This window comes from Allobosea sp. GW821-FHT10B12 (assembly GCF_059415545.1).
Map to the genome: position 1 here is coordinate 38350 of NZ_JBWKNL010000009.1, position 13687 is coordinate 52036.

A 13687-nucleotide genomic window follows, 5' to 3' on the forward strand; every position below is an offset into this window, starting at 1 on the left:
GCGACCCATGGCCTTCCTGCCTGCCGGGCGAGCGCTGCTGCTCGCCTGCTTCGTCGCGCTGCCGCTAGGCGCCTGCGTCGCCGGTCATGCCGATTCCGCCGCGGGCCGCGCCTCCGTGCTGGCGACGACGGTCTCGCGCGCCATCGCCTGCAAGGCCGGTTCGCCCCAGCGCACGACGCTCGACCGTTTCCTCGCTGCCGAAAGGGAGCGCGGTGCGAGCGATGAGCAGCTCGCGGCGGCCCGCTCGGCCTATGTCTCCGTCTCGGAGGCCGAGATGATCAACCAGGACGTCCGTCCGCAGCCCTGTACCGCCGAGGAGCGGGCGGCACTGCGCGGCAAGATGAAGGATGTCCGCGCCGGTCGCTTCGAGGAACCTTGATCGTCCATGACAGCGTTGAAGCCCAGCCTCGTTGCGTTCGCGGCCGCGAGCCTTGCCGGCTGCATCGCCGCGGGGCCGATGCCAGGCACGCCCGAGTTCACAGCGGCGCAGGTCTCTCGCGCCTATGATTGCGGGCTGAGGGTCGATCGCAGCCGCATCATCGCGCGGCTGCCGGCCGAGCAGCGCGGCCGCTTCGTCTCCGCCAATGCGAGCTATGCGGTGAAGTCCTATAACGCACCGCGCGGCTGCGAGGCGCATGAGCGCGAACGGCTGCAGGCGGAGCTGCGTCTCGGCAGCACACGGCGCTGATCGCCTCTTGCCTCGGGCCGCTCATCCCGCGCAGATGCAGGCCATGAGCTTTTCTGCCGCCGACGTCACCGCCATCGTCGTCAGTTTCGACAGCGCTGGAGTGCTGCCGTCCTGCCTCGCCGCGTTGGCGGCTGAGGGCGTGAAGGCCATCGTCGTCGAAAACGCCAGCGGTGATACTTCAGCCGAGATCGCGGCGCAGCAGGGCGCGCAGGTTCTGCGTAATGCGCGCAACGAGGGCTATGGCCGCGCCAACAACCGTGGTGCGCGCGCCGCGACGACGCCCTTCGTTCTCATCGTCAACCCGGACCTCGAGGTGCAGCCGGGTGCGGTGGCGGCCCTGCTCACGGCGGCCGAGGCCTATCCGGATGCGGCTGCCTTTGCGCCGCGCCTCGTCGAGCCCTCTGGCCGTGTCTTCTTGCAGCCGCGCTCCTTGCTCTCGCCGGATCATCTCAACCAGGCGCCCAAGATCGTGCTGCCGGAGGGAGATGCCTGCTTGCCTTTCCTGTCGGGCGCCTGCCTGCTGCTGCGGCGCGAGGTCTTCCTGGCGCTCGGCGGCTTCGACCCGGCGATCTTCCTGTTCTACGAGGATGACGATCTCTGCCGACGCCTGCGCGAGGCCGGGCATGCGCTGGTCCATGTCGACGGTGCCGGCGCCCGGCATGGCCGCGGTCGCTCCAGTGCGCCGTCGCCGCAGCGGCGCTTTACGGCGCGCTGGCATCTCGCCTGGTCGGAATATCACATGGCGCGCAAATGGGGCTTGCCTGTGCCGGGCCTGGGCAAGACCATCGAAAACGCCGCCAAGGCAATCGGTTATGGCCTGATCTTGAATCAGGACAAGATGTATGCGCATGCCGGCTCGGTCGCCGGCGCGCTCGCTGCGCGCGCCGGCGGGAGCGCGCTCACCCGGCAGGGGCTGAACGAGGCGGAGATCATCGCGTGACGGGCTTCCTGCGTGCCGCCAGCGCCGCCGACGGGCTGAGCCTCCCACACAATCACTTCGGCCTGCTGCGGCTGTTGCTGGCGCTCGCGGTCGTGGTCTCGCATGCGCTCAGCGTCACCACCGGCAAGGTCGAGGACGAGTTGCTGGCGCATTCGACCGGCTTCACGCTCGGCGAGCACGCGGTCAACGGCTTCTTCGCCATCTCCGGCTTCCTGGTGACGATGAGCTACGAGCAGCGCGGCTGGCGCGACTATGTCGTCGCCCGCAGCTTGCGCATTGCGCCCGGGCTGATCGCGGCGACGCTCGTGGTCGCGCTGCTGATGGGCAGCGCACTGACCAAGCTCGACCTGCGCAGCTATCTCGCCGATCCGCAGCTCTGGCGCTTCATCAACGGCACGCTGACCAGCTTCAAGAGCTCGGCGCCCCTGCCGGGCGTCTTCTCGGACAACCCGCTGACATTTCCGATGGGGACGGTCTGGACGCTGAAATACGAGACGCTGTGCTATCTCGGCGTCCTCGTCGCCGGGCTGGTCGGCCTGCTGGCGCATCGCCGGATCGTGCTCGGCCTCTGGGCGGCGCTGGTCGTCGCGACGGTTCTGCGCGAGATCCTCACCCCGGACGGGTCGAAGGGTCTCGAGACGGCGCTGCGCCTGCCGCTGATCTTTTTCACCGGCGGCCTCATCTATCTCTGGCGCGAGAAGGTGCCGCTGTCGCTGCCGGGGCTCGTGGCGGCGCTCGTCGTCGTGGCCCTGTCCCAGGCGACGCCGGCCTACAAGGCGCTGCTCTATCTCGTCACCGCCTGGGGCGCGCTGGTGCTGGCGCTGGCGCCGCCGCTCGCCCGTTGGCGCAGCGAGCCGCCGGCGGACCTGTCCTATGGCGTCTATCTCTATGGCTGGCCGGTGCAGCAGGCCTTCGTCGCGCTGTTTCCGACGGTCGGGGCGCTGACGCTGTTCGCGCCCTCGCTTATCGTGACGCTGCTGATTGCGGCGGCGTCCTGGTACCTCGTCGAGAAGCCGGCGCTCGGCCTCAAGCGCCGCTTGCTGAAGCCGGCCTGACCGCCGCTGCGAGCTCATCGATGCGCTCGGACATCAGCAGCGGCAGAAGCTGGGAGACGCGCTCCGGCGGCAGCTCCCACCAGCGGCTCGCCAGCAGTGCCTCGACCTGCGCCTCCGGCAGGCGCAGCCGCACGACCCTGGCCGGGTTGCCGGCGACGATCGCATAGGGCGGCACGTCTCGCGTCACCACGGCGCGGGCTGCGACGACCGCGCCATGGCCGATCCTGACGCCGGACATGATCATAGCCTGCGAGCCGAGCCAGACATCATGGCCGATCGCGACGTCGCCGCGCGTCGCGTCGTGGCCGCCCATGCCCTGTGCCGCTGGCCAGAGGCCGGGAAGGGCGGGGAAGGGGTAGGTCGTCGCCCAGTCGGTGCGATGATTGCCGCCGAGAAGAATCTCGACACCGTCGGCGATCGAGCCGTAGCGGCCGATCGAGAGGCGCGCGCCGCTCTCGGGGAAGCGGACCTTGGGCCGGCCATAGGTGAAGGCGCCGATCGTGACCTGCCCGGAACGGCGCGCCAGGAGCTTCGCCAGATGGATGCGCGTCTGATTGTCCGGATTGACCCAGCGCCGCAGGAAGCTACGTGGGCCGGCCGGCAGGCCGGCCCACCAGATCGCGAGCGCACCCGGGCGCCAGTCGGCGTCCGGGCTCGATATGTCGCGGGAGCTCAAGCCGTCCGCCTCACTCGGAGGTGGCCTGCACGTCGATCTTCTCGAAGATCTCGTTTGGTTCGCCGAGCGTGATCACGTCGGCGAGGCCGAGCCCGGTCGGCGTCTTCGCCGTCGCCTTGACGGTGAGCGTGCCGGGCTTGGCGACGAAGCGGGCGACTGCGTTCGCCAGCGCCTTGGCGCCGTCCGACGGGCCGAGGATGGCGGCGAGGCCGAGGCTCGCCATCATGCCGTATTCGCGGCGCACGTCCTCGACCTTGCGCTTCGACTTCTTCGCCTCGTTCTCGATCAGCTTCTCGGCCAAGCCGAGATTCTGCAGCTTGAGCTCGACATTCTTGGCGGTCGCGCCGAGCAGCGCCACCTGGGCCAGGGCGATGTCGCCGGAGAAGACCTCCTTGCCGACATTGCCGAGCATGCCTGTGGCGTCGAGCCTGGCCATGCCGACCCCGCCGAGCGAGAGCGTGCGGATGGCGAACTCCTTGCTCGCCTCCTGCCAAGCGAGAGCGAGCTTCGCCGAGAGATCGAGATTGCGATAGCCCATCGCCAGCAGGTCCTTGGCGGCGGGATTGTCGGCGCTCTCGACGATCGGGAAGGTGATCTTGTCGAGGCTCAGCGCCATGTCGGTCGGGATGCCGTTGATCTGGTCGCCGGCCTTGAGCTCGAAGCTGCCGAGGCCGACCTGGATCGGCGCGCCGGCCGGGCGGCCGCGCTTGCCCTCCTGCGGCACCGTCATCTGCACGCCATTCATCTTGACCGTGCCGAGCTTCGGGATGAAGCGGCGGAAATCGAGGGTCTTGAGGTCGACGGCGGCATCGCCGAGCGCCTTGACCTCCCGCACCACCCCTTCGAACGAGAAGCCGGAATAGCCGAGCGAGGCGATCACGCCCTTGGCGCCGCCGCCTTCGAACTGCAGGCCCTCGATCACCACGCCCGATTTCTCCGGCGTGTCCTCGCCGAAGGCGACACGCGCGATGCGCATGTCGACGGCCTCGGCCTTGGCGCCGGGCTTCGGCGGCGTCTTCAGCGCCATCACGATGTCGCGGATCTCGCCGCTGCCATAGTCGAACGCGTCGAAGATCTCGGCCATCGCCAATAGCAGCTTGCGATCGCGCGCTTCGCTGATCGCCGGGTCTTCCTTGCTGTTGAGATTGCGTGCGGCTTTCTCCGATTCGTCGCTCAGCACGGCGATGCGCGTCATGAGCTCGCCCATCGGCTCGGAGGCGACACGTGCCTTGAAGCCGCGCAGCGAGGCCTTGCCGGCCGTCATCTTGCCCTGCTCGCCGAGGTCGAGCGAGTAGCCGTCCTGCTCGATCTTGCCGATGACCGGCTGCAGCGGCGCTGTCTCGCCGGGCTTGGCCTTTTCGGCGAAGACGCGCGCGATCTGCATCAGGTCGAGCGTCTCGAAGCTGGTGCGCTTGATCTCGCCGCTGACCGGGCCGGTGGCGCCGCCTTCGATCTTGATCGCGCCGTCGCTCGATTCACCGCGCCCGATCCGGCCCTCGCGGATGTCGGAGAACTTGATGTTGCGATAGGTCGTGATCTGCTTCTGCGGGCCGAAGTTCTGCTCCATCACCAGGGTCGGAGCGCTGATCTCACTGGCGTCGAGCTTGCCGAGCCGGGCGATTGCGCTGTCGCCGCTGCCCTGGAAGAGGGCGAGGAAGCCGTCGCGGTCGAGCGAGGTGCCCTTCACCTCCAGCTTCGGGATCGACAGCACGAACTTGCCGAGGTCGAGCTTGATGTTGTCGAGCTGAAGATCGGCAGCGGAGGCAGGGCCGGCCAGGAGGACGAGCAGCAGGGCTGTCGTGGACAACGGCCGGAAGCTGGCGAGGCGTCGGCCGGGCGAAATCGTCATGGTGATCTCCTGAAGCATGCATCGAGGCCCGCAAGGCGAAAATGGGGCCAAGCTCCGATTGGCGGCGCCAGAGCCGGATTCGCTGACGAGGCAGCAGACCCGTCCTTGGCCGGAAGTCGGCGCCGACCCTGCCGCAAGGCGATGACGAAAGAAAGATGGCGCAGGCGCGAGTTGGGCGAAAAGCTTGACGAAACGGTACCGCTTCGTGCCATTGGCCGCATAACCGCCACGAGGCCACGGCAAGGCTGGCGTCAGGGTGGCTTGTCTGGCGCGAGGCGCGATGATGTCTGTTGTGGAACGTTTCCTGCGCTTGGCCTCCGTCGTCGCGCTGGCCCTGGGTGTCCTTACGGTCGTGCCGAAGCCGGCGGAGGCGCAGAATGCGCCCGCGGCCGGCCTCGAGCCGCTCACCATCGTGACCGCCTCGGGCCGCCACGCTTTCCAGGTCGAGGTGATGCGCACGCCGGACCAGCGGGCGCGTGGGCTGATGCACCGCCAGTTCATGCCGGCCGATCGCGGCATGCTCTTCGACTTCAAGCAGGTCGAGCCGGTCGCGATGTGGATGCAAAACACCTACATCTCGCTCGACATGCTCTTCATCCGCGCCGACGGCACGGTCGCCCGCGTCGCCGAGCGGGCCGAGCCGCTCTCGACCCGGACCATTCCCTCCGGCGAGCCGGTGCTCTCGGTGCTCGAGGTCAATGCAGGCATCGCCGAGAAGCTCGGGATCAAGCCGGGCGACAAGGTCGAGCACCCACTATTCAAGCGCTGAGCGGCATCGCTCCGCGACCTGTCACATCGCAGCCGCAATTGCTTCGGACAACCGCATCCTGACGTTGTCAAGATGATCGCTCTCGGAGGCTGTCAATGGCGGACTGGACGAGGGCGCTCTTGCGACGTTCGGCCGTGTTGGCTCTGCTCGCCCTATCTGCCTGCCGCCAGGGCGACATCGTTCTCGACGCCGGCGCGCCGGTCGTCAGTGCCGGGCGCTACGTCTCCACCGCCTCGTCGCAGGTTGAACCGGCCAGGCGGGCGCCGGTCCGCAATGTCCTGGTCCTGACCAGCGGCGGCGCCGACGGCGCCTTCGGGGCTGGCGTGCTCCAGGCCTGGTCCCGGAGTGGCAGGCGTCCTGTCTTCGATGTCGTTACCGGGACCTCGACAGGCGCGCTGCAGGCGACTGCGGCGTTCCTCGGCCCGGCCTCGGACCATCTGCTGGAGCGGGTCTACACCACGACACGGACGCGCGACGTCTTTCGCTCCAACGGCTTGAAGACCCTGGTTGGCACCGGCCTCTACGATCCGGCGCCATTGCGCCGCCTGCTGCTGGAACTGATCAGCGACGACATGCTGGATCAGGTTGCGGCCGAGCATCGTAAGGGCCGTCGCCTCTATGTCGCGACCACGGACATGACGGCGGGCAAGTCCATGTTCTGGGACATGGGCGCGATCGCCGCCTCCGATGGGGATCGGCGCGGCCACTACGTCGACATCCTCGTCGCCTCGGCTGCGGTGCCGGGCCTCGTCGAGCCGGTGCGCATTCGCGACAGCCGAAGCGGCGCGGTTTCGATCCACAGCGACGGCGGCGTCAAGGCGCCGGTGCCATTCGAGAGCTTCATGCTCGGCAGGACAGGGCGCGGCAGCATGATATGGGTGCTCGCCAACGGTCATGTCAGCCGTGACGCCGCCGTCAGTAGCTCGGCTGCGACGACGCTGGCTCTGGCCCGCCGCGGCGTCTCCCAGCTCATCCGGCAATTGCTCTACAGCTCGGTGCAGGAGGCGCAGGCCAAGGCTGCGGCGGCGGGAGCGCGGTTTAGGCTGGTCGCGCTGCCCGAGACGGTACCGGAGGCGACGGATCCGCTGCGCTTCGATCCTGACGAGATGCGCCCTTTGTTCGAGGCGGGGCAGGCGGCAGGCACGCGAATCTTCGGGGCGTCGTCAGCGCCATCGTCGCCTGACGAAACCTTGCCGGGACGCTCAAGCGCAGCGGAACGTGCGGCATCGGCCAGTCGCGGGGAACCGGCGCTCTGACGGGCAATCGCCATTGCGAGCGGTCGCCTAGCGTCCTCGATACAGCTATGATCGCGCCGTGGGCGGCAGGACGGAGACCAGGACATGCCGGGAAGTGCTGAGCGGGCGGAGCTGGACGACCGAATCGCGATTGTCCGCAGGAACATTTCCGAGCTGATGGAGCAGGCGACTGGTGCGTCCGGCGCTGCCGTCGAGGAGAGCCTCGCCAACCGGCTCAACGAGCAGCAGGACCTGCTCAACGAGCTTTTGAAGCAGCGTGAGGCGCTGGGCTGAGACAGTCGTCGATCCCATTGGAACTGCGTGTTCCCAAAGCGGGCGGTTGGTGATATTGCGTTCCGCATCCGCCGGCTCGGAGATGGCTGGCGGAACCGATTTGCGAGTGATTGATTGCACTTGCGAGGCGGCGGGGTATAGCGCAGCCCGGTAGCGCATCTGCTTTGGGAGTTGTTCCCTCCGGCGTGCATATCAGGCCCGGAGATTGAATGGGTTAGCTGTGTGAAAGCTAACAGTTTGCGTAACATCGGGGCGTAGCTCAGCCTGGTAGAGCGGATGCTTTGGGAGCATCAGGTCGCACGTTCGAACCGTGTCGCCCCGACCACCTTGATGATCGAGTGCAGTAGGGCGCGGGAAGCGATTCGTTTTGCCCTCGGTCGCCGGCAAGGCTAGCTAGCCTCTCTGTGGAGAGGCATCTCGAGTATTCAGAATTCTTTCGTGCTGGACATGCTCTAGCTTAGGTCTTGTGGCCGTCTTGGATTCTGATTCGGAACGTTGTTTTAATCGAGCTTTTTCAAGTGGGCCTAGAATTAAAGCTTCCGTGAGATCCGGAACGTCTTCTGCCTCTCGCGGCAACGAGATTGCCTGAACAATTGCGCGCTTCCCGATGCGTCCTGCGCGACCGACAATCAGGCCGGAGCGAGCGCGGTTTCCACCCGGACGCAGCGCACGAGCCGGCCTTCGCCGAGCGCCACTGCCGGAGGCAAGGCCGTCCGGCAGGCATCCTCCGCCTGCTTGCAGCGCGGCGCGAAGGAGCAGGAGGAGGGCGCCTCGTTCAATGGCGGCGGCGCGCCGGGGATGGCCTCCAGCCGCTCGCCCTTCTTCGCCCCGTGTAGGTTCGCCGCGAGGAGGCCGCGGGTATAGGGGTGGCGTGGGTCCTTGAGCAGTTCGCGAACCGTGCCGGTCTCGACGATCTGCCCGGCATACATCACTGCGAGCCGGTCCGAGACCTCGACCGCGACGCCGATGTCGTGGGTGACGAAGATCACGCCCATGCCGAGATCGCGCTGGAGCTGGCGCAGCAGCAGCAGGATCTGGATCTGCACGGTTGCGTCGAGCGCCGTCGTCGGTTCGTCGGCGAGCAGTAGCTTCGGGCGGGCGGCGAGCGCGAGCGCGATCATGGCGCGCTGGCGCATGCCGCCGGACATCTCGTGCGGATAGGCCTTGAGGCGCCGTTCGGGGGAGGGGATGCGCACCAGCTCGAGCAGTTCGAGCGCGCGTGCCATCGCCTGCTTCGCCGAGAGCTTCTCATGGCGCATGATCGCTTCGGCGATCTGCTCGCCGACCGTGTAGACCGGGTCGAGCGCCAGCGCCGGATCCTGGAAGATCATCGAGGTGACGGCGCCGCGATAGTCGGAGAGTTCCTGCGGGCCGAGCGCCAGCACGTCCTTGCCGTCGACCATGACCTTGCCGCCGATCTCGGTGCGGCTCTCCGGCAGGAGGCGCAGCAGCGTCTTCAGCGTCACGCTCTTGCCCGAGCCGGACTCGCCGAGGATGCCTAGCACCTTGCCGGGTTCAAGCGTCAGCGAGACGCCGTTAACCGCATGCACGGTCTGCGCGCCCTTGAAGCGCACGGTGACGTTCTCCATCGCGACGAGCGGAGAAGTCATGCGGCATCCTCCAGCACGGGCGCGCGGCTATGGCCGGAGCCGGGGATTTCCATGTGGCAGGCGGCAAGCCGCTCGCCGCTGCCGACCGGGGTCAATGCCGGCTTGGCCTTGGAGCACACCGTCTGCGCCTGCGGGCAGCGCGGATGGAAGCGGCAGCCTTCGGGCGGGTTGATCGGGTTCGGCGGATCACCGGCGAGCGGCGCCTCCATCGTCCGGTTGTCCGGGTCCATCGACGGCATCGCCGAGAGCAGTGCCCGCGTATAGGGGTGGCGCGGATCGTCATAGAGCTCCTCGACCGGCCCGATCTCCACGACCTCGCCGAGATACATCACCATGACGCGGTCGCTGATGAAGCGGACGACGTTGAGGTCGTGGCTGATGAAGATGTAGGTCAGCCCGAACTCCTCGCGCAGGTCCATCAGCAGGTTGAGCACCTGCGCCTCGACCGATTTGTCGAGCGCCGAGACGGCCTCGTCGAGGATGACGAGGCGTGGCCCGAGCGCCAGCGCGCGGGCGATGTTGACGCGCTGGCGCTGGCCGCCGGAGAGCTCGTGCGGATAGCGCGCCGCGAAGCGGGCTGGGTCGAGCCCGACGCGGGCGAGCAGGTCGCGGGCCCGCAGGATCGCGCCGGACTTCGGGACGCCGTGCACGGTCGGGCCGAAAGCGATCGAATCCTCGATGGTGAGGCGCGGGTTGAGCGAGGCGAAGGAATCCTGGAAGACCATCTGCGCCTGGCGGCGATAATCCTTCAGCGACAGCGCGCTGCTGCCGACGGCCTCGCCGTCGAACAGCATCTGGCCCTTGTCCTGCGGGATCAGCTGCATCACGACGCGCGCCGTCGTCGACTTGCCGCAGCCGGATTCGCCGACGACGCCCAGCGTCTCGCCCTTCATCACCGTGAAGTCGACGCCGTCGACCGCGCGCACCACCGCGCCGCGCCCGAGCGGGAAATGCTTGGTCAGCGTCCGCGCCTCGAGCAGCGGGGTGCCGGCGCCGCCGCGGTCGAGTCCGTCTTCGGCATGGAGCGAGAGCGACATGGGTCAGCCTTTCACGTCCATGGCCGAGCGCAGCCCGTCCGACAGCAGGTTGAAGGAGATCGAGGTGATGAAGATCGCGACGCCCGGCAAAGCGGCGACCCAGGGCTGGACATAGATCGCGGTGCGCAGCGTGTTCAGCATCAGGCCCCATTCCGGCGTCGGCGGCTTGGTGCCGAGGCCGAGGAAGGACAGGCCCGAGGCCAGGATCATCGAGACCGAGATCAGGCTGGTGGCGTAGACGAAGATCGGCCCGAGCACGTTGCCGAGCACGTGCACGCGGATGATGGTGCCAGAGCCGGCCCCGGAGGCGCGCGCTGCCTCGACATAATCCATCGACCGGACCTGCGTCGTCACGCTCTCGGCGATGCGGGCGATCGGCGGGATGAAGACGATGGTGAGCGAGAGCAGCGAGTTGAAGATACCGGCCCCCAATGCTCCCGACAGCGCGATCGCCAGCAGCACCGAGGGGAAGGCGTAGAAGATGTCGACGGTGCGCATCGTGATCGTGTTGAACTTGCCGCCGAAGAAGCCGGCAGCGACCCCGATCAGCGAGCCGAAGCCGAAGGCGATGAAGACCGGCACCACGCCCATGAACAGCGACAGCCTGGCGCCGTGGATCAGGCGCGAGAGCATGTCACGGCCGAGCTCGTCTGCACCGAGCGGGTAGCCCGGCGTGCCGATCGGACGCAGGCGCCGCAGCATCGAGGAACGGGTTGGATCGGCCGGGGCGATATAATCGGCGAAGACCGCCATCAGGATGATCGCCAGCACGACGAGGCCGGCGCCGACCGCGACCTTGTCCTTGCGGAAGCGCCTGAAGACGCCGGACCAGTAGCCGGGAGAGCGTACCGGCTGGGGTATTGCCGCTGCCGGTGCTGCGGCCGGGGAGGTCACTGCACTCATCAGCGTCTCCTCACGCGCGGGTCGAGCAGGCCCTGGACGATGTCGACGAGGACGTTGAGGCCGACGAAGAACATGGCGAGCACCAGGATCGTGCCCTGCAGCAGCGGCAGGTCGCGCTGGAAGATGGCGTTGCCGAGCAGGAAACCGGTGCCCGGCCAGGAGAACACCGTCTCGATCAGGATCGAGCCGCCGAGGAGGTAGCCGAGCTGAAGGCCCATCACAGCGAGCGCGGTCGGCGCAGCATTCTTCACGACATGGCGGAAGACGCCGAAATCCATCAGCCCCTTGGCCCGCAGCGCCGGCACGAACTCCTGGTTCAGGATATCGGCGACGAGCGCGCGGACCGTGCGCGAGATGATGCCCATCGGGATCACCGACATGGTGACCGCCGGCAGGATCATGTGGCTGACATGCTCCCAGTCCCATTTCCAGGCGGCCGAGCCGCCAGGGCCGGCGCCGCCCGGCGGCAGCCAGCCGAGCTGCACCGAGAAGACGATGACCAGCACCATGCCGAGCCAGTAGTGCGGGACCGAGACGCCGAGGACGGCGAGCAGCGAGGCGAACTTGTCGAGGAAGGAGCCGCGGAAATAGCCGGCGACGAAGCCGAAGAAGCAGCCGAGCACGAAGCCGATCACGGTGGCGAGGCAGGCGATCAGCAAGGTGTTGCCGACCGCGCGCCAGACCTCGGCGGCGACCGCCCGCCCGGTCGCGATCGAGGTGCCGAGATCGCCCTGCACCGCCTTCCAGAGCCAGAGCCCGAACTGCACCGGCAGCGGCCGGTCGAAGCCGTAGAGCTTCCTGATCTCCTCCTGCATCTGCTGGGAGGCGTCGGGCGGCAGCACCGAGGTCAGCGGATCGCCCGGAGCGATATGCACGAGCAGGAAGCAGAACAGGCTGACGCCGAGCGCCACGGGCAGGACGTAGAGGATGCGCTTGGCGAGATAGGTCAGCATGGTCGGCGCTGCGCTTTCATCGCCGCCTCACTTGTCCATCGAGATCGGCGAGAAGTCCTGGAACCAGTTCTGCGCCTGGACGAAGCCCTTGACCTTCGGAGACAGCGCGCGCGGGTTGACGTCATGCGTCACCATCAGGAAGAGCGCGTCGTCGACGTATTTCTCATGCGTCTTCTGCAGGATCTTCGTCTGCTCGGCCGGATCGAAGGTGGTGCGGATCTGGTCGAAGAGCTTGTCCATCTCGGGGTCGCAATAGATGCCCCAATTGGTGCCCGCCGGCGGCTTCAGATCGCATTGCAGGTGGCGGATGAAGCCGGTGAACGGGTCCTGGATGAAATAGGTGTAGTTCATCCCCGTCGCCTTGCGCGACGAGTCATGGCTGGCGCCAGCGCGCCAGATGTTGATCAGCGTGTTCCACTCGACCACCTCGAAATCGACCTTGATGCCGACCTCGGCGAGATTCTGCTGGACGAACTCGTTCATCGGCAGCGGCTGCATCTGGCCCGAGCCGGAGGGCGAGATCAGGATGCGGGTCTGGAGCGGCTTGGCCGGGGAGTAGCCGGCCTCGGCGAGCAGCTTCTTCGCCGCCGCCGGGTCGTATTTCAGCTTGAAGCTCGGCTTGCCGAACCATTGGTGACCGGGCGGATAGAAGCCTTCGGCCGGGATCATCATGCCGCCGAGCAGTTCCTTCAGCCCGTCGCGGTCGATGGCGAGATTGGCGGCCTTGCGCACACGGATGTCGTTCCAGGGCGAGCCCTCGACGCGCGAGAGATGCCAGGTCCAGTTGTGCGGATAGGCGTTGGTGACGATCTTGTAGCCGGCACCCTTCAGCGACTCGACGAGATCGGGCGCTGGCGCCTCGATCCAGTCGACCTGGCCGGAGCGCAGCGCGGCGGCGCGCGCATTCGGCTCCGGCAGCGGCAGCAGCACGAGCTTGTCGAGCTTGGGGACGCGCGCCTTGTCCCAATAGTCCTTGAACGGCGAGAGCTCGGCCCGCTCGCGCGGCTGGAAGGCAGTGAGCTGCCACGGGCCGGTGCCGGACGGCGTCCTGGCGAAGGCTTCCCAGTTCCTGCCGAGCTTCTCCCACTGCGCGGGCGACGAGATCATGACCCAGGCGAGCTGGTAGGGCAGCGTCGCATCGGGCGATTTTGTGGTGATCTCGACCTTGTACTTGTCGATCACCTTGTAGGCGGCGACCGCCGGGATGCGCGAGCGGCCCTGCGCCGCCTGGCGCTGGTCGAATTGCGGGCTGTCGTTCTTGAGCAGCTTGTCGAGGTTCCAGACCACGGCCTCGGCGGTGAATTCGGAGCCGTCATGGAACTTCACGCCCTCACGCAAAGTGAAGGTCCATTTGGTCTTGTCGTTGGCGTCGACCGCCCAGGCCGTGGCGAGGCCAGGCTTGAGGTCGGAGGGCTTGTCGGCGCTGGAAAGGTCCCAGTTGATCAACGCGTCATAGACCGTATAGCCCATGAACCGCATGCCTTCGCCGCCCTGATCGGTCTGGCCGGTGGTCAGCGGAATGTCCGAGGCGGTCATGCCGATACGCAGCGTGCCTTGCGCCAGCGCCGGCTGGGCGAAGAGCGCGACGCCGGCGGCGAGCGAGAGGGCCAGGGCAGTGCGGACCATCGGGCACCTTTGATCTGGAAGGGTTCTGAACCGGCTCAGCAAGGGCCGTGCC

General features: G+C 67.5%; 14 protein-coding genes and 1 tRNA gene. 8 read left to right on the plus strand and 7 right to left on the minus strand.

Going from position 1 to position 13687, the window contains the following annotated elements:
• Nucleotides 1-7 precede the first annotated feature (7 nt).
• The 4 genes from AC07O0_RS25135 to AC07O0_RS25150 are packed head-to-tail and all read left to right on the plus strand — an operon-like array spanning nt 8 to nt 2683.
• Nucleotides 8-379, plus strand: coding sequence for a hypothetical protein (locus AC07O0_RS25135; protein WP_494626771.1), 372 nt, complete (start codon nt 8-10; stop codon nt 377-379).
• A 6-nt stretch (nt 380-385) separates the two neighbouring features.
• Nucleotides 386-688: a hypothetical protein gene (locus AC07O0_RS25140; RefSeq protein ID WP_494626773.1), complete on the plus strand. Its 303-nt coding sequence runs from the start codon at nt 386-388 to the stop codon at nt 686-688.
• A 43-nt stretch (nt 689-731) separates the two neighbouring features.
• Nucleotides 732-1628: a glycosyltransferase family 2 protein gene (locus AC07O0_RS25145; protein ID WP_494626775.1), complete on the plus strand. Its 897-nt coding sequence runs from the start codon at nt 732-734 to the stop codon at nt 1626-1628.
• Complete coding sequence (locus tag AC07O0_RS25150) at nt 1625-2683, plus strand: acyltransferase family protein (protein ID WP_494626777.1); 1059 nt, start codon at nt 1625-1627, stop codon at nt 2681-2683. The genes AC07O0_RS25145 and AC07O0_RS25150 overlap by 4 nt, the downstream gene beginning before the upstream one ends.
• On the opposite strand, the gene AC07O0_RS25155 is transcribed toward AC07O0_RS25150, so the two are convergent.
• The gene (locus AC07O0_RS25155) at nt 2655-3263 is read right to left on the minus strand and encodes a CatB-related O-acetyltransferase (RefSeq protein WP_494626919.1); all 609 of its coding nucleotides are present in this window, start codon (nt 3261-3263) and stop codon (nt 2655-2657) included. The two genes, AC07O0_RS25150 and AC07O0_RS25155, sit on opposite strands and share 29 nt — an antisense overlap.
• Nucleotides 3264-3369: 106 nt before the next feature.
• Nucleotides 3370-5208, minus strand: coding sequence for an aq_1923 C-terminal domain (locus AC07O0_RS25160; protein ID WP_494626779.1), 1839 nt, complete (start codon nt 5206-5208; stop codon nt 3370-3372).
• A 280-nt stretch (nt 5209-5488) separates the two neighbouring features.
• Here AC07O0_RS25160 and AC07O0_RS25165 point away from each other — a divergent pair, with 280 nt between their 5' ends.
• The 4 genes from AC07O0_RS25165 (at nt 5489) to AC07O0_RS25180 (ending at nt 7831) form a co-directional block, all read left to right on the plus strand.
• Nucleotides 5489-5977, plus strand: a complete 489-nt coding sequence (locus tag AC07O0_RS25165) for a DUF192 domain-containing protein (RefSeq protein ID WP_494626781.1) — start codon at nt 5489-5491, stop codon at nt 5975-5977.
• Between the two features lie 95 nt (nt 5978-6072).
• On the plus strand, nt 6073-7233 hold the full coding sequence (locus tag AC07O0_RS25170; protein WP_494626783.1) for a patatin-like phospholipase family protein: 1161 nt from the start codon (nt 6073-6075) through the stop codon (nt 7231-7233).
• A gap of 84 nt (nt 7234-7317) precedes the next feature.
• The gene (locus AC07O0_RS25175; protein ID WP_494626785.1) at nt 7318-7506 is read left to right on the plus strand and encodes a hypothetical protein; all 189 of its coding nucleotides are present in this window, start codon (nt 7318-7320) and stop codon (nt 7504-7506) included.
• 248 nt (nt 7507-7754) lie between these two features.
• Nucleotides 7755-7831, plus strand: a tRNA-Pro gene (locus AC07O0_RS25180).
• 304 nt (nt 7832-8135) lie between these two features.
• On the opposite strand, the gene AC07O0_RS25185 is transcribed toward AC07O0_RS25180, so the two are convergent.
• From AC07O0_RS25185 to AC07O0_RS25205, 5 genes are read right to left on the minus strand one after another with little or no spacing between them, the layout of a single operon-like run.
• Complete coding sequence (locus AC07O0_RS25185; protein ID WP_494626787.1) at nt 8136-9116, minus strand: ABC transporter ATP-binding protein; 981 nt, start codon at nt 9114-9116, stop codon at nt 8136-8138.
• Nucleotides 9113-10153, minus strand: a complete 1041-nt coding sequence (locus AC07O0_RS25190) for an ABC transporter ATP-binding protein (RefSeq protein ID WP_494626789.1) — start codon at nt 10151-10153, stop codon at nt 9113-9115. Before AC07O0_RS25190 ends, AC07O0_RS25185 begins: the two co-directional genes overlap by 4 nt.
• Nucleotides 10154-10156: 3 nt before the next feature.
• Nucleotides 10157-11056 carry an ABC transporter permease gene (locus AC07O0_RS25195; protein ID WP_494626791.1) on the minus strand — a complete coding sequence of 300 codons (900 nt, stop codon included), beginning with the start codon at nt 11054-11056 and terminating at the stop codon, nt 10157-10159.
• The gene (locus AC07O0_RS25200) at nt 11056-12009 is read right to left on the minus strand and encodes an ABC transporter permease (RefSeq protein WP_494626793.1); all 954 of its coding nucleotides are present in this window, start codon (nt 12007-12009) and stop codon (nt 11056-11058) included. The genes AC07O0_RS25195 and AC07O0_RS25200 overlap by 1 nt, the downstream gene beginning before the upstream one ends.
• Nucleotides 12010-12036: 27 nt before the next feature.
• Nucleotides 12037-13635: an ABC transporter substrate-binding protein gene (locus AC07O0_RS25205; RefSeq protein ID WP_494626795.1), complete on the minus strand. Its 1599-nt coding sequence runs from the start codon at nt 13633-13635 to the stop codon at nt 12037-12039.
• Nucleotides 13636-13687 lie beyond the last annotated feature (52 nt).

Coding starts and splice junctions, on each gene's coding strand:
- AC07O0_RS25145 (WP_494626775.1), top strand. CDS start 732: ATGAGCTTTTCTGCCGCCGACGTCACCGCCATCGTCGTCAGTTTCGAC.
- AC07O0_RS25175 (WP_494626785.1), top strand. CDS start 7,318: ATGCCGGGAAGTGCTGAGCGGGCGGAGCTGGACGACCGAATCGCGATT.
- AC07O0_RS25205 (WP_494626795.1), bottom strand. CDS start 13,635: ATGGTCCGCACTGCCCTGGCCCTCTCGCTCGCCGCCGGCGTCGCGCTC.
- AC07O0_RS25200 (WP_494626793.1), bottom strand. CDS start 12,009: ATGCTGACCTATCTCGCCAAGCGCATCCTCTACGTCCTGCCCGTGGCG.
- AC07O0_RS25160 (WP_494626779.1), bottom strand. CDS start 5,208: ATGACGATTTCGCCCGGCCGACGCCTCGCCAGCTTCCGGCCGTTGTCC.
- AC07O0_RS25170 (WP_494626783.1), top strand. CDS start 6,073: ATGGCGGACTGGACGAGGGCGCTCTTGCGACGTTCGGCCGTGTTGGCT.
- AC07O0_RS25190 (WP_494626789.1), bottom strand. CDS start 10,153: ATGTCGCTCTCGCTCCATGCCGAAGACGGACTCGACCGCGGCGGCGCC.
- AC07O0_RS25165 (WP_494626781.1), top strand. CDS start 5,489: ATGATGTCTGTTGTGGAACGTTTCCTGCGCTTGGCCTCCGTCGTCGCG.
- AC07O0_RS25140 (WP_494626773.1), top strand. CDS start 386: ATGACAGCGTTGAAGCCCAGCCTCGTTGCGTTCGCGGCCGCGAGCCTT.
- AC07O0_RS25185 (WP_494626787.1), bottom strand. CDS start 9,116: ATGACTTCTCCGCTCGTCGCGATGGAGAACGTCACCGTGCGCTTCAAG.
- AC07O0_RS25195 (WP_494626791.1), bottom strand. CDS start 11,056: ATGAGTGCAGTGACCTCCCCGGCCGCAGCACCGGCAGCGGCAATACCC.
- AC07O0_RS25135 (WP_494626771.1), top strand. CDS start 8: ATGGCCTTCCTGCCTGCCGGGCGAGCGCTGCTGCTCGCCTGCTTCGTC.